The organism is Streptomyces sp. 5K101, assembly GCF_046506645.1.
Lineage (GTDB): Bacteria > Actinomycetota > Actinomycetes > Streptomycetales > Streptomycetaceae > Streptomyces.
Map to the genome: position 1 here is coordinate 43,331 of NZ_JBKFFO010000004.1, position 18,537 is coordinate 61,867.

An 18,537-nucleotide genomic window follows, 5' to 3' on the forward strand; every position below is an offset into this window, starting at 1 on the left:
CTGTGTCGGTGGCGGTGTCGCCCTTGCCCTCGTCGAGGGCCCAGGGTCCGCCGCCCGTCAGCTCGTCCCGGTCACCGGCGGCGGCGCCGGCGTCTCGGCACGGCCGGAGTCCTGAACCGCCCCGACCGACCTCCGGATTGTGCCTGCGACCGACCTCCGGATTGTGCCTGCGCGACGGGGACGGCGGCCGACTTCGCCGGACTGCCCCGCACGCCCGTGGTCCGGTGCGGCGGCTCAGTGGCGGACGCACGGGCCTCGGGTCAGGCTGGTGGCATGGGCGGGCACACGATCAGGGAGGGCCGCTTCGGGCACCGCCGGGCCGAACTCGTCTACGACGATGCCGGTGAAGGCCCTCTCGCCGTGTACGCGCACGGCGGTTTCGTGAGCCAGGCGGCCGACGACCGGATGGGCCTCTTCGACTGGGCACCGGTCGTGGACGCGGGGCATCGTCTGGTCCGCTACGACGCACGGGGGCACGGCCGGTCGACCGGCGATCCCGTGGACTGCGACTACACCTACCCGTCGCTCGCCGACGATCTGCTCGCCCTGCTCGATCACCTGCGCGCCTCGGAGCCCGCCGTCGCCATGGGCGCGTCGATGGGATGCGGCACCGTGCTGCACGCCGCCGTGCGCGCGCCCGACCGGTTCTCCCGGCTCGTCCTGCTCATCCCGCCGACTGCCTGGACGACACGCGGCGCTCATGCGCGGGCCAACCGGGAGTCCGCGGACACCGTCGAACGGGAGGGGGTGGACGCCTTACTCGCCACCAGGGCACAGCAACCCCGCCCGGCCGTCGTGGCCGACGTTCCGGATCTGCCCCCGACGCCCGCCGAGCGGCTGCTGCCCGCCATCCTGCGTGGCCTGGCCGCGTCCGACCTGCCCTCCCCTGGCGACGTCGCCGCCCTGCGTCAGCCGACGCTGGTCCTCGGCTGGCCGGGTGACCCGGGGCACCCCCTGTCGACGGCGGAAACGCTGGCGCAGGTTTTGCCGTGCGCCGAACTCCACGTGTCCCGGACCGGCTCCGACATCCGCACGTGGGGTAGCCGCATCGCCGCGTACCTGAGCCGGCCCCGGCCGTAGCCGGCCGGGAACGTGCAGCGGCCTGCGCGGTTCCGGCGGCCGAGGCATCAGGGTCCCCGTCGGGGAAGTCCGTCGAGCGCGGGGTCGGCGGGTCGAGCCTGCCCAGGGCCATCACGGCGCGTGCGACGCCGGCGCGCTCGGCGAGCGAGAGGCCGGACGGCCGCGGCCGTGCGGGGGCGCGGCGTGGCCCGGTTCGGATCGCGGGGCGGCCTGTCGGTGGGCACCATGACAGGAAGCGGGCCGGGCCCGCGAGGCCGCCGGGACACCGCGGCCGGCCCTCTCCCCGTCGACTGTCGGAGGCCGAACCACGTGCCCATCCTGTTGCCGGTGCTCTTCGCGCTCGGCGCGGCGCTCAGCAACGCGTTCGCCACCGTGCTGCAGCGCAAGGCCGCTCTCGTCGTCCCGCGCTCGCAGGGCTTCCGTGCCGGTCTCGTGCTCGATCTGCTGCGCCGGCCCGTCTGGCTGGCGGGCATGGCCGCGGTGATCGTCGCCGGCGCCTGCCAGGCGGTGGCGCTGGGCACCGGGCCGCTGACGATCGTTCAGCCGCTGTTCGTCCTCGAACTGCCGCTCGCCCTGATGCTGGCGACCCGGCTGCTGCACGGGAGCCTCCCCCGCGCAGGCTGGGTCGCGTCGGGGGCTGTCGTCGTGGGTCTCGGGGTCGCTCTGTGGGCCGCGGCGCCGTCGGGCAACCGCACCGACGTGCCGGTGGACCGCTGGCTCGTCGCACTCCCGGTGTGCGCCGCGGTGGTCCTCGCGCTCACCGCCGCCGCGCTGCGCCGCCCGGAGGGCCGGACCCGCGCGGCGTGCCTCGGCACGGCAACCGCGATCTGTTACGCGGTCACCGCGGCCCTGATGAAGGAGGCGGTGCACATCCTGGACGACCACGGCCTCGGCGCGTTCCTCACGGCCTGGCAGACCTACGCCTTCGCGGCCGCCGGCGTGGCCGCGCTCCTCCTGCTGGAGCACGCCATGCAGGCGGGCCCGCTGGTCGCCTCCCAGCCCGCGTTCACCCTCGGCGACGCCTCCGTGAGCCTGTGTCTCGGCATCCTCCTGTTCGAGGAACACGTCCGCACCGGCTGGTGGCTGCTCCCGCAGGCGGCAGGGGTGGCGCTGGTGGTCTTCGGTGTCCTGGCCCTGGCGAGGATGCCCCTGGCCAGGACGCTGGCCACCTCCGACAAGCCGGGCGCCGCGGTGCCCTGAATCTGTCGGCTCCCGCCGGTGCCCGCGGGCGTCACGACAGGCTGGCGCCTTGTGAGTGGAGTTCCGCCTGGACCGCGTCCGCCGGGACGTCGCGGGGGCGCTTTCCCTGGACCGCCGCGAGGGCCGCGCAGACGCCCGCGGCCTGCCCGGTGGCCACGGAGATCGGCATGACGCGGTAGGAGGAGTGGGCCACGTGGTCGCCGGAGATGCAGCGGCCCGCGACGAGGACCCGGTCGACGTCCTGCGGGAAGAGGCAGCGCAGGGGGATGTCGTAGGACTGGCCGCGCGGGAGCCGCCTGAGCGTGGTGCCGCGGCCGCTCGGGTTGTGGATGTCGACCGGGTACGCCCCGCGGGCGACGACGTCGTCGAACTTCCGCGCCTTCAGCACGTCTTCGCCCGTCAGCTGGTATTCGCCGTGGATCCGGCGCGTCTCGCGGACACCGACCTGGACGCCGCTCTGCACGACGTACGAGTCGGCGAAGCCGGGCACGCGGCTGCGCAGGAAGCGGGAGATCTGCGCCATCTGCCGGTGGGCGGCGAACTCGGCGCGGGTCAGGTCCCAGACGCTCGTGCCGAGCACTTCGGTCACGCGGGTCGAGTTGACCGCCACCTCGCCGGTGTTCGGTGTGGCGAAGAACAGCACGTCCTCGCGCGGCAGGTCGAGTTCCCCGGCATCGGTGGCTTCGCGGACCAGGTCCCAGAGCCCGTGCACGCCCTTCCACTGATCCGGATGGGCGCGGGCGTACGCGGCGAATTCCTCGTGGTCGAAGCGGACCATGCGGAACATCAGCGTCATCGGCTGTGTCCAGCCGTCCTCGGGCCGGCCGATGTCGTACGAGGCGCCTGCCGACGCGGCGATGTCGCCGTCGCCCGTGCAGTCGACGATCACGTCCGCGTCGATGACGACCGGCCCCGACTTGGTCTCGAACACCGCCCGCGCGCGGTCCGGCATGGCCACGACACCGGAGGCGAACGCGTGGAGCAGGGTGCGGACCTCGTGCTGCTCCAGAAGGTCGTACGCCACGAGCTTGAACAGTTCCGCGTCGAAGGGCACGGTGTAGCCGGTCTCGAGGGAGGGGCGGATCGCCGCCTGCGCGCGCACCAACTGCTCCAACAGCACCCACAGCGCCCCGCCGACGACCGGCTCGCCTTCGCCGTGGTCCGGCGGCAGCAGACGCGCCGAGTCGCCGGTGACCGCCTGCTTGACCTCGTTGTGGAAGCTCATCAGCGGCATCACCAGGGCCGCGGTGGCGTTCCCGCCGAGGAATCCGTACCGCTCGACGAGGATGACCTGGGCCCCTGCGTTGGAGGCACCGAGAGCTGCGCCGATCCCGGCGGGTCCGCCGCCGATCACCAGGACCTGGGTGGAGCCGGCGTGCAGGGCCTGACGCGGGGGCAGCTCCACGTGCCGGGGGACGCGGGGCGGCATCAGGTACGTCACGGTTCCTCCTGGGGATCAGGGGCTCGTGGTGCGGGTCAGCCGGCGCCGACCGCGGCTGCCGGTTCGGCCTGGTGGGCGAGCGGCCGGGGTGCGATGTGGTCGAGATAGGCGAGGAGCCGGTCGGCGGTCTCGGCCGCCCGCAGCTTCATCAATGCCGTTCGGTTGGCGATGTGTGCGACGCGCGCGGGCCGCTCGTCCCACAGCCGGTCCACTTCCGCGAGCAGCGGCCCCGCGGCCTCCCTGACCACCCCGCGCAGGGCGGGCGCGCCGATCTGCTGGGCGAAGTCGAACACCTTCCCGGCGTAGGGAAGGGGCAGCAGGGGGATCCCGGAGAGCGCCGCGAAGATCAGGAAGTGCAGTCTCATGCCGATGGCGAGGTCCAGCTGCCCCACCATGTCGAGGACCTGCTGAGGCCGGTAGCTCCCGTGCAGCACCTGGCAGCGTTCGGCATGGGTCATGTGGGAGACGACGCCGTGCGCGTGCCGGATGTCGTCGCGTTCCATCGGGACGAAGACGACGTGGGCGTCCAGGCGGTGGACGAGGAAGTCGGCCACGTTCCCGAGGAGCTGGTGATAGCCCTCCTCGTCGAGGTGCTCGGCCGCGCGGCCGGGCTCGCGCACACTCATCCCGACCAGGTGCCGCCCGCGGGGCACCGCCTCCGCGCGGAGCAGTTCGTCGCCGCCGTCACCGGGTTCCAGCAGCAGTGCCGGGTCGGCGGTGACGGAGATGGGCCGGGTCAGCCCCGCCTCCTCCAGTACCAGCTTCGACTCCTCGTCGCGGACGGTCACCTCGGCCGCGTCGGCGAGTGTCGCCCGGACCCAGGCGCAGTCGGAATCGTCGGTGAGCGGACCGGCTCCGACGGCATAGGTGAAGACGGGAACGCCGAGGTCCTGCGCGGTGCGGACCAGCCGCAGATAGCGGCGCGCCTCGGTGTTGTACAGGATTCCGCCGCCGCCGAGCACGAGCACACTGAGCCGGCGCAGGTGCTCGGAGATGCGCTCCCGGCACACGCCTTCCCAGCCCACCACCTCGACGTCCGGGTAGGTGCTGCGGCTCTGGTCCGGATTGCGGGAGAACACGACGAGGTGAGCGTCCGGACGGCCCGCCCGGATGCGGTCCAGCATGGCGGTGAGGATCGCCTCGTCGCCCACGTTCCGTCCGCCGTAGGATCCCAGCACCCCTACGGTCACGCTGCCCAGGTCTCCCATGATCGGCCCCTCGCGAGTCTCACCAGAGATGTTCCGCGGCTCAGGCGGTGGAAGCCGGCGTCCTGTCCCGCCCCACCGGGGTGCTGACCTGGAACCGAGCCGATGCTTCCCGAGCCTTTGCCATCCTGTACCCATTTGCATGGTCCTGCACCAGTTCGCTCGGCGCGCGTGGGGATCGAGCCCGCGGCCGGGGCGGACGCGGTCCGCGTGCGGCCGCCCGGCCGTCGTTTAGCCCTCTGGGTGCCGGTTACCCGCTTGTCGCACGAGATCGCATCGCACGTGGGAGGCGGTCATGGCCCTGCCGATACGACATGGAGGCGGCTCCGCGGAGCTGCGCCGGGCATGGGACCCGTTCAGCGAGTTCGAGGACATGTGGAGCCGGATGGGACGGCTCCTGGAACAGGCCGCGGCTCCGACCGCGGCGAGCGGTGTGTGGATGCCGACGGCCGAGGAGGAGGAAGCAGAGAACGCGTACGTCGTGCGGGCGGAGCTGCCCGGCGTCCCCGCGGAGAGCATCGACATCGAGGTCGAAGGCGACGAGCTCTCGATCACCGGCGAGCTCAGCGAGGAGCGGCGCGGCAAGGTGCTGAGCCGGCGGACCGGGAGGTTCGCCTACCGCACGAGTCTGCCGGCGGGGACGGACAGCGACAGGATCGAGGCCGACCTGACGGACGGCGTGCTCACCGTCCGGATCCCGAAGGCGGAGAGGGAACACGAGAAACGCCGGCGGATCGAGATCGGCGGCGGACGCGACACTGCCCGGACGGGCGGGCCCACGCAGCTCGGCCGGCAGCCGAGCCAGACCGCGGAGCAGCCCGACCAGACACCGCCACCGCCGACGGGGCTGCCCGGCCGGGAGGGTTTCGTCACCGACGAGATGGGAGGAATCCCGGAGTGAGCACCTCCGTCCCTGGGCCGGATGCGGCGTACGGCAGGGAGTGACGCCTCCCCGGGTCTCGGCCGGGGCGGCTACGTCAGGACGGCGGCGCCCGCGGCCGGTTCGTCCGTCTCCGGCTCCTGGGGCGGGTCGCTGAGCTGCTCGCGGACGTAGTTCCAGACCATCGCGAGCAGCGCGGCGACCGGGACCGCGAGCAGGCTGCCCACGACTCCGGCCAGACTGCCTCCCAGCGTCACCGCCAGCAGGATCACGGCCGCGTGCAGGCCGAGCCCGCGGCTCTGGATCATGGGCTGGAACACGTTGCCCTCGAGCTGCTGCACCACGACGATGACGGCCAGCACGAGCAGTGCGTCCGTCAGGCCGTTCGAGACCAGCGCGATGAGCACCGCGACCAGGCCGGCGAACAGGGCGCCCACGATCGGCACGAACGCCGATACGAAGGTCAGCACCGCCAGTGGGAGGACCAGGGGAACTCCCAGAATCCACAGGCCGATGCCGATGAGGACGGCGTCGAGCAGGCCGACGAATGCCTGCGAACGCACGAACGCGCCGAGGGTCTCCCAGCCGCGCTCGGCCACGGTCGGGATGTCGGTGGCGAGCCGGCCCGGAAGCTGACGGGTCAGCCACGGCAGGAACCGCGGTCCGTCCTTGAGGAAGAAGAACATCAGGAAGAGCGCGAGGACGGCGGTGACCACACCGTTGAACACGGTGCCGACTCCGGTGGCGACAGCGGTGACCATGCTCCCGACACTGTCCTGTATGCGGGCGACCGCGGTGTCGAGGCCACGGCTGATCTGGTCGTCGCCGACGTTCAACGGCGGCCCCGCGGCCCACTCGCGCAGCCTCTGGATGCCTTCGACCACGCCGTCAGTCAACTCCCCGGACTGGGACGCCACCGGCACCGCGATCAGCGCCACGATGCCCGCGGCGAAGAGCAGGAACAGCACGGTCACCGCCGACGCCGCGAGGGCGGGGTGCCACCCGCACCGGCGCAGGAAACGAGCCAAGGGCCACGTCAGCGTGGTGAGGAACAGGCCCACGACGAGCGGCCAGACGACCGGCCACATCCGGCCCAGCAGCCACAGGACCGCCGCGGCCGTCACGAGGATCATCAGCAACTCACCGGAGACACGCGCCGAAGTCCGGAGCGCAGCGCGGGTTCTCGTCGAACTCAACCTGGCAGACATGAAGGTCACCTTATGGGTACTCCCGTCACATACCGGCGCCCGTGACCGCAGCGAGCAGCAATCCCCCACCCGAGGCGGTACGGCCTAGGTTCTGCCGTCCCGGTCGCCCGTCGGGCCCGGCTGGTCGCTCCTGTTCCAGGTGAGCCGCACGGAGAAGTTGGCCGCGGTCGCGGTGGACGCGATGACGACGCCCGCCTCCGCCGACAGGGAGACCTCGAACTCCAGGGCGATCTCGTCCGGCGCGTGCGCGAGGCCGCGGAACCGCCCCACGAAGCTGTCCGCCACGGGACGCACCGCGTCCAGCATCTGCCCGAGGGTCTGCTCGGCCCGCGCGACGGCCCGGCCGCCACGCCCGACGCGCACGAGCGACTCGTCCACCTCGCGGATCTGGACCCGTACGACTGTCCTCGCTGCCGTCGCCCAGTGGGACCTCGACGGTGCGCACGTTCCGTTCGCTCATCGCAGCGCCGTGCCGGCGGTGGCGGCGCAGGGGACGTGCGCGGTGCCGCGGTCCGGCCGGCGGCGCGGAACGCGGGCCGGAACGACAGTGGTGCTCACCATGGAGCTCCTCCCTCACTCGGGTGGCGAGCTCCGCGGGTCTGGGCAGGAACGAGGCGGAGGCTCGGGGAAGATCATAGAGGCGAACGCGCCCGTAATTCCGGCGAGTTGACGAGATCAGGTCCCGCCGTACGCACCGGCCGGCGCCTCTCGGACGGGTCCGCGCCGTGACCCTCACGCGCCCGCCCGCACCGCGCCACTCAGGACATTTCCGGCTGTTGTCGGCCTCGTCGTGTCCTTCGCCGGGCATGCGGGACCATACTGGAGCCCGTCCTCGACCGCCCCAGAGAACGCCTCCATGCCAAAGACCAGTAGCTCCGTGACCATCGCCCCCGACACGACGTGGCTGGGACACGGACGTCACCTCGGGCCCTCGCCCGAACAGGACGTCCGGCGCAACCTGATCGCGCTCAAGGCCGCCGGGGTCATCGACGACTTCCTCGACCTCGACCCCTCCGCCGCCATGGCGGGCGGGCCGGGCGGCCTGCCCCCCGCGCTCGACACCGCCGACGGCGCGACAGCACCCGATTCCGCCGCGCGCCGCCTCTTCGAGGCCCGCTGGCGCGTGGCCGGCGACATCACCGTGCGTGCCCAGCTGACGACCTACGACGTGCCGGGGCGACAGCGTGACGGACAGGCGGTCGCCTGGACGCTGGCCGCCGAGGCGGAAGGGAGCTGGGACCAGCGGTGGCCCTCCCCCGCCACCATGTTCTGGCCCGACGACGACCGCATCGCCTGGGACCACGACGCCGTACCCGGCCCACGCCTGCGGACGACCACTCCGCTGCCGGCCGACGACAAGGAGATGCGCCACCTCCTCAAGGACTGCGCCCGCACCAGCTGGAACATCCATGTCGTCGTCCACGAGGCGATGACCCCCGACGCGCGCGGCCGCCTGCCGCTGACGCCCTTCCTGCCGCCGAGCCTGCGCCATCGGGTCGTGGAGCACCGTGCCGCGCCGGAGCAGTTCCACATCGTCAACTACGCGGTGAAGGACCTGCGGGTACGGGTGCCCCGGGGCGGGGCGGCGATCCTGCCCACGGCATCGGCGAGCCCGGAGTTCGACGCCGAACGCTTCGCCGTCCGCAGTGTCTTCCTGAACGGCTCCGAGCCGACGGAACTCGTCGAGAAGATCACGGCCTTCGCCGGTCTGCCGCGGACCCTGACCGCCGACGCGGAACAGGCCCTCGACGGTCTGCGCCGCCGATGGCATCTGCTCACCCTGGAGGAGGAGCTGGCCTACACCCGCCAACTCGTCACCAAGTACGCCGAGGCGCTCGACGCCATGACCGCGTCCCGCGACCTGTACCGGGAAGCCGCCGAACTCGCCCAGGCCGCGCTGGCCGAGGCGACCGGATCCGACAGTCTGCCGCTTCCGCGCCCGGCCGCGCCCCGCAAGCCCGAGAACTCCGCGCGGAGCGCACTGACCAAGGCGCTGGGACGCTTCAAGGACGCGTCGAGGCAGCAGCCTCAGAAGTGACGGGCCCGTCGCGGCCGTGGCGCACGCCGCGACAGCGTGCCGCGCGGTCCGCAAGTCCGGTGTGCCGCACGGTCAGAACGGCGGATCCCCGTTGCCCTCGATGACCAGGAGCCCGGCGTCGAAGGCGCGGCGGCTCACGTCGAAGTCGCCGACGCGGCCGTCCGGCATCCGCAGCCGGCGCGCGGCCGCGTGCGTCACCAGGTCGGCGACCTCTTCGTCGCCGACCTCGAGTCTGCCGTTCCAGTCGTGTGCGCCCTCGATCCACGCCTCGGTCGGGCCGAACGCCGCCACGTGGCGCTGCTCCACCCACGAACGCAGGTCGGCTTGCGCCGGATACTCCGTGCCGTCCGCGATCACCGTGACGTCGCCTCGGTAGACGTCCATACGCCCAGTGTGCGCCCGCGCGCGCCGCCCCGCCTCACGCTGCGGAACGTGTTGGCGTGGGCCGGAGTGCTCCCTCGGTGTCAGCCGGTGCCCGGTCGCGGCGCCGGCTTCGGGGGGCGGACGCGTGGCCGCCCGTCGGCTGTCCGCCGCGGGTCCGGTCGGGTCTCGGGGCCACTCGCCGGCTCCGTGGCGGCGGAGGCAGGCCCGTCGCTCTCGGTCCGCCGGTCGGCCGCGGCCTGCGCGGTCATCGACGAGATGAGCGGGGACAGGACGCTGCCCAGGAGAGATGCCGCGGTGATCGCCGCGAGGGTGATGCCCCAGGCGACGGGGCCGAGCGGGGTGCAGCCGAAGAACTGGCTGATGCCGGGAGTCTGGATGATGCCGACGAGGACGGCCGCGGAACCGAGCCCGGCCGCCAGGACGTTGCGGTCCGTGCCGCCGGTGAGGAGGGTCTGGGCGAGCTGGGTGCCGACGACGGCGGCGAGAGCCACGGTGCCGGCCCGCCGTGCGCGGCCGGTCAGGCGCGCCGCGCCCCAGGCCAGGGCCGCGCCCGTCGCGGTGATGGCGCCGCGCAGCAGCATCTCGTGGGTGAGCGCCGTGCCGAGGGAGCGGTGCGGGCCCTCTTTGAGGAGCCGTTCGGCGGTCTGGCCGGCTGGTTCGCGTACGGCGATGGCGAGGGAGGGGGCGAGGTCGGTGAGGAGGTTGACCAGCATGATCTGGCGGGCGTTGAGGGGGGTGGTGCCGGTGAGGGCGGAGATGAGGACGCTGAAGGTGACCTCCCCGAGGTTACCGCCGATGAGGATGCCGAGCGCGGCGCGGACCGAGGCCCACATCGCCCGGCCCTCCATGAGGGCGGCGACGATGGTCTCGAGGCGGTCGTCGCTGACGACGAGGTCGGCGGCGGCGGTCGCGGCGGGTGTGCCACGGCGCCCGAGAGCGATACCGATGTCGGCGAGGCGGATGGCGGGGGCGTCGTTGGCCCCGTCGCCGGTCATGGCGACGACGCGGCCGAGGCGCTGGTACGCCTGGACGATGCGGACCTTGTGGTGGGGGCTGCAGCGGGCGATGACGTCCACATGGGGCAGGAGCTCGTCCAGGGCGTCGTCGTCGAGTTCGTCGATGTCCGGGCCCGTACAGACCTTGGGTTCCGTGACGTCGCTGATGGCGGAGGCGATGGCGTCGGCGGTGGCGGGGTGGTCGCCGGTCAGCATGACGGTCTGCACGCCGGCCCCGTGCAGGCGGGCCGTGGCGGGGGCCGCGCTGGTGCGCACGGGGTCGGCGAGGGTGACGAATCCGAGGAAGACCAGGTCGCGTACGGTCTCGTCGGTGAGGTCCTCACCGGACTCCATGCGGCGTTCGGCCACCGCGAGGACGCGGCGGCCCGCACCGGCGAGCCGCTCGGCGGCGGCGGTCAGCTCCCGGGCGGCCGCGTCGTCGAGGGGGGTGACGTCGCCATCGGGCTGCCGGCGGCCGGCGCAGCGGGTCAGGACGTTCTCCGGTGCGCCCTTCACGCTCAGCAGCGTGCCGTGTGCCGTGTGCCCGGTCGTCGCGTGGTAAGCACGGGCGGGCTCGAAGGGCAGCGTGTCGCTGCGCCGCCAGCGGGGGGCGCCGAGGTGGGCCGGGACCTTCGCCCGGCCGGCTCCGGCGGTCACGGCCCGGTCGGTCTGGTGGGCCATCGGTTCGGCCTGACGGGCGGGCGGCGTGGCGCGCAGCGCGGCGGCGAGGACTTCCTTGCGGCGGGTGTCCAGCGCGTCGACGGACAGGGCGCCGTCGCCGTCGCTGACGTCGGCGAGCTGCAGCTTTCCCTCGGTGAGGGTGCCCGTCTTGTCGAAGCAGAGCACCTGGGCGCGGCCGAGCGCCTCGATGGTGCGGGGGTTGCGGACCAGGGCACCGGCGTCGGCGAGGCGCCGGGCGGCCGCCAGTTGGGCGGCGTTGACGAGGAAGGGCAGGCCTTCGGGGACGGAGGCGACGGCGAGGTTGACCGCCGATGCGAGGTTCTCGGTCAGCGGTCGTCCGTGCAGGAGGCCCGACAGGGCCACCGCCGCGGCGGAGCCCAGGGCGATGGGCACGCTGGACCGGGTGAGCGATGTCAGCCGGGCCTCCACGCCCGTCTCGGGTGCGGCCTGCCGGGCCGTGGCCAGGCTGCGGCCGACCTCGGTGGCGGATCCGACGGCGACCACGACGGCGACCGCCCGGCCGGCCGAGATCGTGGTGCCCTCGTACAGCATGGAGCGGCGGCCGGTGAGGCGGGCGGACACCACGGGTGCGGGGTCCTTGCCCACGGCGAGGGACTCGCCGGTGAGCGAGGACTCGTCGACTTCGAGGCCTTCGGCTTCCAGGAGCCGGCAGTCGGCGGGCACGACGTCCTCGGGCAGCAGCACGACGATGTCGCCGGGCACCAGGTCTCCGGCGGTGACCAGCCGTTCGCGGCCGCCTCGGCGTACCCGGGCGCCGATGGCGGAACGGGCGAAGAGTTCCGCGAGAGCGCGCTCCGTGTGCACCCGCTGGACGCCGCCCACCAGCGCGGACGTACCGGTGATCGCGGCGACCAGCGCGGCGTCGGTGCGCGAGCCCACCGCCGTGGCCAATGCGGCCCCGGCCGCGAGGACGGGGGTCAGCGGGTTGGCCAGTTCTTCGACGAAGGCGTGCGGCAGGGTCAGCTTCGGCGGCTCGCCCGTCGGGGAGTCGACGCGGCGTGCGCCGGCCTCGTCCGCGGACAGCCCCTCGGGGCGGGTGCGCAGACGTTCCAGTACGCGGTCGGCCGGCATCAGGTGCCAGGGGACGGTGGTCACGGGCGGGGTCATGGGGCGGGCGAGCAGCTGCCGGGCGCGCCAGACGCCGAGGAAGAAGGCCACGCTTCCCGCGGTGTTGCTCACGGCCATCGTCCGTGCGGTGGCCGGCGGGCCGGCGGACTGCAGCGCGGCCACCGCGCCGACGCCGCTGGCGCCGGCGGCCAGATGGTGGCTGTCGCGGTCCACCACGGCTGCCGTGCCGACCGCGTCCACGATCAGGCCTGCCGCTTCGAGGTCCGTCCCGACCAGGAAGTGGGCTCCCCACGGTGTGTGCTCGTCTTCGCCGTGGACGCCGACCGCGCAGTCGGCCGCGCCGAGCGCCCGCCGGTTGCCGGAGATGAGCAGTACCACGGCCCCGTCGGCCTGCAGGGTGCGTACGGACGCGGGCAGGCGGCTGCCCGTCGGTACGACGGTGTCGGCGAACGGGTACCCGGGGCGGGCACGGTCGGAGGCCACGACCACACGGGCGCCCGCGCGACGGGCGGCCGCCGCGACCGCCTCGGCCCCCGGGGCGGACGGGGTGGCCAGGCCCGCGACCGCGAACAGGCGCCTGCTCTTGGCCAGGCCGAGCACCTTCTCGCTGTCGCGGCTGCGCAGCCGGTCCTCGGCCTGCTGCCCGCCGGGGCCGGCCAGGTCCAGTTCGGGCAGCGGGCCCAGCACCCATCCTTCCGTTTCGGTCACGCGCAGGGGCTGCTCCGGGTCGAACAGCGCGAACAGCCGCTCGCACACCTGTCGTGGGTCGGCACCCCCCAGCAGTTCGAGGTCGACCGGTTCGTACCGGGTGCCCCGAAGAGCTTCCTCGTCCAGGAGGATGGTGTTGACCTGACCGAGGCGCCGCAACGCGCTGCGGTCCATCGTGACGACGCCGCGCAGTGCCAGATGTCTGCCGAGCGTGGTGGCGAAGCCCTCTCTGCCGGCACCGGGCGCCTTGGGCACCGAGGACAGGGCCACGGCGAGGGCGCGGCGGGGGCCGGCGAACGGCAGCGCGGCGAGACCGGACAGGACGCCGGCGGCCATGGAGCTCTCCGCGTAGCGGTCCGCCCCGTCCTGCGGCAGCGGGCCGGGCCGCTCCCGCATCACCGCCTCGGCCGACGCCTCCTCCGGGCTGCGCACGAGTCGCGGTTCGGCCTCCTGCCAGGCAGCGCGTTCGGCACTGGCCTCCCGCCATCCGGCGAGGCGCTCGAGGATGTCGAGCGCGATGCCGCCGCCACGTGTCGCCACGCCCTGCACCAGGGCGGTGACCATCGGAAGGACCGAATCGGCCCGCTCCGTCGCGCCGGCCGCACCGTCGATCAGATGACGCAGTCGCGGGTGGCGCTGCACGGCGCCGGCCAAGGCCGCCACCTCCGGCGGCAGCGAGAACCACGGGGCGAGCCGGCGAGCAGTGGCGATGCCCAGCCCCACCACATCGGCGGCCAGGACCGACACCGACGCGGACGGCGTCCCTTCGGCCGGATGGTGCGGCTCGGGCTGCCACTCGTCGAACGCCTCCACGTCCGCCGCGTGGTCACCCTCCGCACGCTCCACCCGTTCGACCAGTTCGCGCTCGGCCGGTGGCGGCGACGCGACGGCCACGACCACCCGCTCCGACGGAGCGTTCACCCGCGCCCACAGCACACCGGGGTGCTCCTCCAGGGACCGCTCCACGCGACGCATGACCCTCGTGCCCTCGGCCCCGTGGACGCCGTGCACCTGGATGTAACAGCGTCCGGGGCACCATGACACCTCGCGGCTCTCCGGACCCAGCAGATATCCGACCAGGTCCGCCGCCCCCCGCACCCCTGCCGCCACACCCGACACCACTCCGGACGCGAGCGGCCCCAGCGAGGACGCCCCCCACATCGGAGAAGCCGACTGGGACGACATGGGCCGTACCTCCCTCCACCGGAGCGCTCCCGAGCGTGTACCCGACGAATCCCAGTCTCATCCAGACAATGAGACGCGGCATTCGGGGAACACGTGCCTTGTATGTCTCCGGCGGACCGAAAGCTCTAGCGAGGTGAGAGTCGTGACCGCCATGACGAACCCCAGCGAACACTCCTCCGCTCCCGTTGACGAAACAGCCCCCGGAGGGCCGGAAACGTCACCAGATCAGCGGGAGTCCCGCCGGTCCCGGCGCACGATCACCTTCACCGTTCCCTCGCTCGACCGGGTGGCGAACGGTGCGCTCAACGCGGCTCTGCTGCCCGTGGCCGTGGCACGCCAGGTGCTGCCCGCCAAGCGCGGGCTCCCGCTCTACGTGGGTCTCGGCGTCCTCGGTGCCACGGACGTCATCGAGTGGCCCGTGGCCATCGGCATCGGCATCGGGTACGCCGTCCTGCGCCGCAGCGGGGGCGTCCTCGCCGGGCCGCCGCGTACGTCGGAGCAGGCTCCTGCTCCGCGCTTCGGCAGCGAAGCGGCGGCGTGAGGCAGTGAGGCTGCCGTACGAACCTTGACCATTCACACGACCGAAGGGCGGGCCCACCATGGCCGGCAACACCGAAACCGGCGGCGTCACCGGAACCAAGGACAAGGACTACAACCTGATCTGGTACGTCGAGAGCTGTCTGAGCAACGCGCTGCGCCTGGAGACGTACATCCAGGACGCGGAGCGCGAGAACGACACCGAGCTCGCGGATCTCTTCCGCAAGGCCCAGGCGGACAGCCGCAAGGGGGCCGAGCTGGGCAAGCAGCTGCTCGGCACTCGTGTGGGCGGCTGACACACACCGGGGGCTAGTCGAGGCACCGGTCCGGGCACGACGTCCGGACCGGTGCCGTGTCGCCGTACGTCGGCCGGCCGGTACAAGCGGCCCGCCGTCCGACACCGTCCGGACGAGGTGCAGGCCCGGACAGCCGTCCGGCCGGATCAGGCATGCGGTGGGGCCTCGTACGGCGGGCGTCCAGGACGGCAGAGCACGTCACCTGGCGGTGCGTCAGGCGCACGGTTGCGCGAGGTCCGCAACCCGGGTGCCGCCATGCGGGGGCGAACCGGCGGGCCTAGCGTGAGGAGGAGTGATGTCCTCATCAGGACGTCCCCGCCCGGACGTCCCCGCCCGGCAGGAGGTCTGCCCGTGACGTATTCCGTGACGTATTCGCAGATGCGCTGGCGGAGGGCGTGCGTGTGCCTGGTCGCGGCCTCGGTGCTGGCGGTGCCCGCTTCGACGGGAACCGCGTACGGCGTCGCACCGCTCCTGGAGCCGTCCCTCTCCGCGCCGGCCGTCGGCGACAACGACTTCCCCGAGCTCAGCCCGGCCGTCGCCGCGCGTCTCGACAGGGCGGTCCAGCAGGTCATGCGCGAGGCGAACGTGCCCGGTGTGATGGTCAGTCTGTCGGCGCCCGGGAAGGGGAGCTACGTCCGGACCTTCGGCGTCGCCGACAAGGCCACCGGCGCCCGCATGGATCCGAATCTGTACATGCGTATCGGCAGCGAGACCAAGACCTTCACCGTCACGGCACTGCTCGAACTGGTCGACGAGGGCAAGCTGGGGCTGGACGATCCGATCGACAGGTACGTCAAGGGAGTTCCCAACGGAGACAGGATCACCCTGCGCAACCTGGCGAGCATGCGCAGCGGTCTGTTCAACTACTCCATGGACGAGGGCTTCGTCAAAGCACTGGTCTCCGATCCGCAGAAGTCCTTTACTCCCCAGCAGTTGCTGGACTACGCCTTCAAACACCCGGTGCAGTTCCAGCCCGGTGAGGAATTCGAGTACAGCAACACCAACCTGATCCTGCTCGGCCTGGTGGTGGAGAAGGTCGGCGGCATGCCGCTGCACGAGTTCGTCGACCAACGGGTCGTGAAGCCGGCCGGACTGCGCCACACCGTCTTCCCGACCGGCACGGAGTTCCCCAGCCCGCACGCCCACGGCTACACCGACCAGACGGCCTCGGGGAAGGTCGAGGACACCGTGGACTGGAATCCCTCGTGGGCGTGGGCGGCCGGGGCGATGGTCTCCACGCTGCGGGACCTGCGCAGTTGGGCGCGTACCGTCGCCACGGGCACCCTGCTGTCCCGCGAGACGCAGGAACAGCGCCTCAAGACCGAGCCGACCGCCATTCCGGGCGCCGGCTACGGGCTGGGCATCTTCGACATCCAGGGCTGGATCGGCCACAACGGCTCCCTGCCCGGCTACGAGTCCCTCACCCTCTACCTCCCCGAGGCGCAGGCCACGCTGGTGGTGCTCCTCAACACGGACATCCTGCACGACAACACGGAGCCCAGCACCCTTTTCGGCGAGGCGATCACCCGCATCGTCAGCCCCGACAACGTGTTCAACATTCCGGTCGTGGCGAGCCGGCCGTCTCCGTCGCTGACGTCCTAGGGACGGCGGCGACGGAGCCGGAATGTCCCGGGCCCGGCTCTGGCTCGGCTCTCCGCGCGAGGGGGGCGGCGGACACGGCTCAGGCGGCGGCGCTGATCTCATGTGCCCGCGCGGCGGCGCACCGGATCGGGCACCGTTGACACGAGGGCGCTCGTCGGCGGGAACGAGGGCGGCCGGCGCCGCGGGAAAATCCGCTCGGCACCAGACGTGGCAGACACCAGAGTGGGCGCATGAGCGGAAGCGGGCTGGAGAGCGACGGGACCATCGCACGCGAGGGAGCGCTGAGCCGTGTGCCGGACGCTTTCGTCCCCGTCGTCGACGCCGCCCGCGCGCGGATCACCGAGATGTTCGACGGCACCCGGCTGCACAGCGCCTACCTCTACGGCAGCATCCCCCGCGGCACCGCCGTTCCCGGCGTCTCCGACCTCGACCTGCTTCTCGCCCTCCGCGACGAGCCCACCGCGTCCGACCGCGCCCGCGCCCGAACGATCGAGGCCGTGCTCGACCGTTGCTTCCCCCAGATCAACGGCGTCGGCATTCTTCTGTCCAGCGCGCCCGCGCTGCTCAGCGAACTCGAGCGCCATGACGGCGGCTTCTTCGTCGCCTGCCTGTGCACGCCGCTGCTCGGCAGCGACCTCGCCGCACAGCTGCCTCGCTACCGTCCCACGAGCCTGCTCGCCCGCGAGACGAACGGTGACCTCGCTCGCGTGCTTCCCCGCTGGCGTACCCGAGCGGCGGAGGCCGCCACGGAGGCCGACCGCAAGGCGCTCGGCCGCGGCGTCGGACGCAAGCTCGTGCGCACCGGCTTCACTCTGGTCATGCCCCGCTGGGGCGGCTGGACCAGCGACCTCGCGGAGTCGGCCGACGTCTTCGGCCGCTACTACCCCGAGCGCCGCGAGCAGATGCGCGTGGCCTCGGCCGCAGGCCGCGCGCCGTCTGCCGACTCGGCGGTGCTGAGCCTGCTCCTCGACGACCTGGGGCCTTGGCTCGCCGCCGAGTACGCCGCCGTGCACGGCGAGAGAGCACCACGGCCCTGAGCCGCCGGCGCATGCCGGCGACTCGGGGCCGGAGGGCCTCCGCATCAAGCCCCGCGCGCCGGGGACTTGCGGGCGTAAGTGAGGAAGACCGCCCCGCTTTTCAGGGCGGTGTGGCCCGTGAGTTCCCACCCGCGCGGATCGAACCCGGCCTTGTCGGAGAAGAGCGGTATCCCGGTGCCGATGGTCAGCGGGCCCAGTTTTACGATCAGCCCGTCGATCTCCGGATAGAGCGCACCGGCCAGTTCGCCACCGCCGAGCAGCCAGATGTCCTTGCCCTCCTCCTTCTTCAGCTCCCGCACCTTCGCGACCGGGTTCCCGGCGACGAGCTCCACGGCGGGATCCGGGCTCTCGGTCAGGGTCCGGGAGAACACCAGGTGCCGCAGGTGCGGGTAGGCGTCGGTGAGGCCGGCGCGGAGACCGATCTCGTAGGAGCGCCGTCCTTCGAGAACGGTGTCGAAATGTGTGCCGTCCACCGTCACGGAGAGCGCGGCCCGGGCCGGTCCGGGGAGGGTCTCCGGGTATTCGGCGACGAGGTGCTGCACGTAGTCCTCGGGGATCGGCCAGAAGCCGTCCGGTCCGGTCGGGTCGGCACCGTCCGGTCCCGCGATGAATCCGTCGATGGTGGAGGCGATGTAGTAGACGAGTCTGCGCACGAGCACCCTTACGTTGTCCGTTGGTCGTGTGGAACACCGTGAGGCCGAAGCGAAGCGGCCTCAACGAGCCTACGCGCACGTGCGGTTGGTGTCCGGAGCGGCGTCGAAGCGGCCGGGAGACCACTCCCGAGGCCCTCGTCGGACATCGCGACGCCGCCGAGCACTGTGAAGCCGACCGTGGCCACCGCGGGTCGCCACGCGGGGCATGCCCCCCGCCGACGCCACCGGCCGGGATGTGACCCGAATGGGCTCTCCGGCAACCGTGCGCGGCGGGGTAACCGTTGTGTGGGCTCGGCTCGCCGCACTGTGGGGAACCGG

General features: G+C 72.8%; 15 protein-coding genes. 8 read left to right on the top strand and 7 right to left on the bottom strand.

The genetic code is table 11. The annotated features are described in order from the left end of the window. The first annotated feature begins 273 nt into the window (after window positions 1-273). Window positions 274-1,080 carry an alpha/beta fold hydrolase gene (locus ACLB9X_RS08530; RefSeq protein ID WP_410359646.1) on the top strand — a complete coding sequence of 269 codons (807 nt, stop codon included), beginning with the start codon at window positions 274-276 and terminating at the stop codon, window positions 1,078-1,080. A gap of 309 nt (window positions 1,081-1,389) precedes the next feature. Beyond that, window positions 1,390-2,280 carry a DMT family transporter gene (locus tag ACLB9X_RS08535; protein ID WP_410359647.1) on the top strand — a complete coding sequence of 297 codons (891 nt, stop codon included), beginning with the start codon at window positions 1,390-1,392 and terminating at the stop codon, window positions 2,278-2,280. A 31-nt stretch (window positions 2,281-2,311) separates the two neighbouring features. Here the strand turns inward: ACLB9X_RS08535 and ACLB9X_RS08540 are convergent, their stop codons facing one another. Then, entirely contained in the window at window positions 2,312-3,721 is a 1,410-nt protein-coding gene (locus tag ACLB9X_RS08540; RefSeq protein WP_410359648.1) for an FAD-dependent oxidoreductase, read from the bottom strand. Between the two features lie 35 nt (window positions 3,722-3,756). Next, complete coding sequence (locus tag ACLB9X_RS08545) at window positions 3,757-4,929, bottom strand: polysaccharide pyruvyl transferase family protein (RefSeq protein ID WP_410359649.1); 1,173 nt, start codon at window positions 4,927-4,929, stop codon at window positions 3,757-3,759. A 292-nt stretch (window positions 4,930-5,221) separates the two neighbouring features. Between ACLB9X_RS08545 and ACLB9X_RS08550 the strand changes: the two genes are divergently transcribed. Beyond that, on the top strand, window positions 5,222-5,827 hold the full coding sequence (locus ACLB9X_RS08550) for an Hsp20/alpha crystallin family protein (RefSeq protein WP_410359650.1): 606 nt from the start codon (window positions 5,222-5,224) through the stop codon (window positions 5,825-5,827). 71 nt (window positions 5,828-5,898) lie between these two features. Here the strand turns inward: ACLB9X_RS08550 and ACLB9X_RS08555 are convergent, their stop codons facing one another. Together ACLB9X_RS08555 and ACLB9X_RS08560 are read right to left on the bottom strand one after the other, a co-directional pair. Next, window positions 5,899-7,014 carry an AI-2E family transporter gene (locus ACLB9X_RS08555; protein ID WP_410359651.1) on the bottom strand — a complete coding sequence of 372 codons (1,116 nt, stop codon included), beginning with the start codon at window positions 7,012-7,014 and terminating at the stop codon, window positions 5,899-5,901. 84 nt (window positions 7,015-7,098) lie between these two features. Then, complete coding sequence (locus ACLB9X_RS08560) at window positions 7,099-7,392, bottom strand: CU044_2847 family protein (protein WP_410359652.1); 294 nt, start codon at window positions 7,390-7,392, stop codon at window positions 7,099-7,101. A gap of 478 nt (window positions 7,393-7,870) precedes the next feature. Here ACLB9X_RS08560 and ACLB9X_RS08565 point away from each other — a divergent pair, with 478 nt between their 5' ends. Continuing rightward, window positions 7,871-9,052 (top strand): hypothetical protein, encoded by a 1,182-nt coding sequence (locus ACLB9X_RS08565; protein WP_410359653.1) that lies wholly within the window; start codon window positions 7,871-7,873, stop codon window positions 9,050-9,052. A 72-nt stretch (window positions 9,053-9,124) separates the two neighbouring features. Here ACLB9X_RS08565 and ACLB9X_RS08570 read toward each other — a convergent pair whose 3' ends face one another. Both ACLB9X_RS08570 and ACLB9X_RS08575 read right to left on the bottom strand, forming a co-directional pair. Then, entirely contained in the window at window positions 9,125-9,436 is a 312-nt protein-coding gene (locus ACLB9X_RS08570) for a DUF4873 domain-containing protein (RefSeq protein WP_410359654.1), read from the bottom strand. 80 nt (window positions 9,437-9,516) lie between these two features. Beyond that, the gene (locus ACLB9X_RS08575; protein WP_410359655.1) at window positions 9,517-14,094 is read right to left on the bottom strand and encodes an HAD-IC family P-type ATPase; all 4,578 of its coding nucleotides are present in this window, start codon (window positions 14,092-14,094) and stop codon (window positions 9,517-9,519) included. A 142-nt stretch (window positions 14,095-14,236) separates the two neighbouring features. Here ACLB9X_RS08575 and ACLB9X_RS08580 point away from each other — a divergent pair, with 142 nt between their 5' ends. From ACLB9X_RS08580 to ACLB9X_RS08595, 4 genes are all read left to right on the top strand, one after another. Further along, window positions 14,237-14,635: a hypothetical protein gene (locus ACLB9X_RS08580; RefSeq protein ID WP_410359656.1), complete on the top strand. Its 399-nt coding sequence runs from the start codon at window positions 14,237-14,239 to the stop codon at window positions 14,633-14,635. A gap of 58 nt (window positions 14,636-14,693) precedes the next feature. After that, on the top strand, window positions 14,694-14,927 hold the full coding sequence (locus ACLB9X_RS08585; RefSeq protein ID WP_410359657.1) for a hypothetical protein: 234 nt from the start codon (window positions 14,694-14,696) through the stop codon (window positions 14,925-14,927). A gap of 378 nt (window positions 14,928-15,305) precedes the next feature. Next, window positions 15,306-16,529, top strand: a complete 1,224-nt coding sequence (locus ACLB9X_RS08590) for a serine hydrolase domain-containing protein (RefSeq protein ID WP_410360075.1) — start codon at window positions 15,306-15,308, stop codon at window positions 16,527-16,529. Between the two features lie 230 nt (window positions 16,530-16,759). Continuing rightward, window positions 16,760-17,566, top strand: a complete 807-nt coding sequence (locus ACLB9X_RS08595) for a nucleotidyltransferase domain-containing protein (protein ID WP_410359658.1) — start codon at window positions 16,760-16,762, stop codon at window positions 17,564-17,566. 44 nt (window positions 17,567-17,610) lie between these two features. Here the strand turns inward: ACLB9X_RS08595 and ACLB9X_RS08600 are convergent, their stop codons facing one another. Further along, window positions 17,611-18,219, bottom strand: coding sequence for a dihydrofolate reductase family protein (locus ACLB9X_RS08600; RefSeq protein ID WP_410360076.1), 609 nt, complete (start codon window positions 18,217-18,219; stop codon window positions 17,611-17,613). Window positions 18,220-18,537 lie beyond the last annotated feature (318 nt).

What these genes read in the sequence shown, in the direction of transcription:
- ACLB9X_RS08575 (WP_410359655.1), bottom strand. Translation starts at nt 14,094, where the DNA reads ATGTCGTCCCAGTCGGCTTCTCCGATGTGGGGGGCGTCCTCGCTGGGG.
- ACLB9X_RS08565 (WP_410359653.1), top strand. Translation starts at nt 7,871, where the DNA reads ATGCCAAAGACCAGTAGCTCCGTGACCATCGCCCCCGACACGACGTGG.
- ACLB9X_RS08545 (WP_410359649.1), bottom strand. Translation starts at nt 4,929, where the DNA reads ATGGGAGACCTGGGCAGCGTGACCGTAGGGGTGCTGGGATCCTACGGC.
- ACLB9X_RS08570 (WP_410359654.1), bottom strand. Translation starts at nt 9,436, where the DNA reads ATGGACGTCTACCGAGGCGACGTCACGGTGATCGCGGACGGCACGGAG.
- ACLB9X_RS08550 (WP_410359650.1), top strand. Translation starts at nt 5,222, where the DNA reads ATGGCCCTGCCGATACGACATGGAGGCGGCTCCGCGGAGCTGCGCCGG.
- ACLB9X_RS08590 (WP_410360075.1), top strand. Translation starts at nt 15,306, where the DNA reads ATGCGCTGGCGGAGGGCGTGCGTGTGCCTGGTCGCGGCCTCGGTGCTG.
- ACLB9X_RS08585 (WP_410359657.1), top strand. Translation starts at nt 14,694, where the DNA reads ATGGCCGGCAACACCGAAACCGGCGGCGTCACCGGAACCAAGGACAAG.
- ACLB9X_RS08530 (WP_410359646.1), top strand. Translation starts at nt 274, where the DNA reads ATGGGCGGGCACACGATCAGGGAGGGCCGCTTCGGGCACCGCCGGGCC.
- ACLB9X_RS08555 (WP_410359651.1), bottom strand. Translation starts at nt 7,014, where the DNA reads ATGTCTGCCAGGTTGAGTTCGACGAGAACCCGCGCTGCGCTCCGGACT.
- ACLB9X_RS08595 (WP_410359658.1), top strand. Translation starts at nt 16,760, where the DNA reads ATGAGCGGAAGCGGGCTGGAGAGCGACGGGACCATCGCACGCGAGGGA.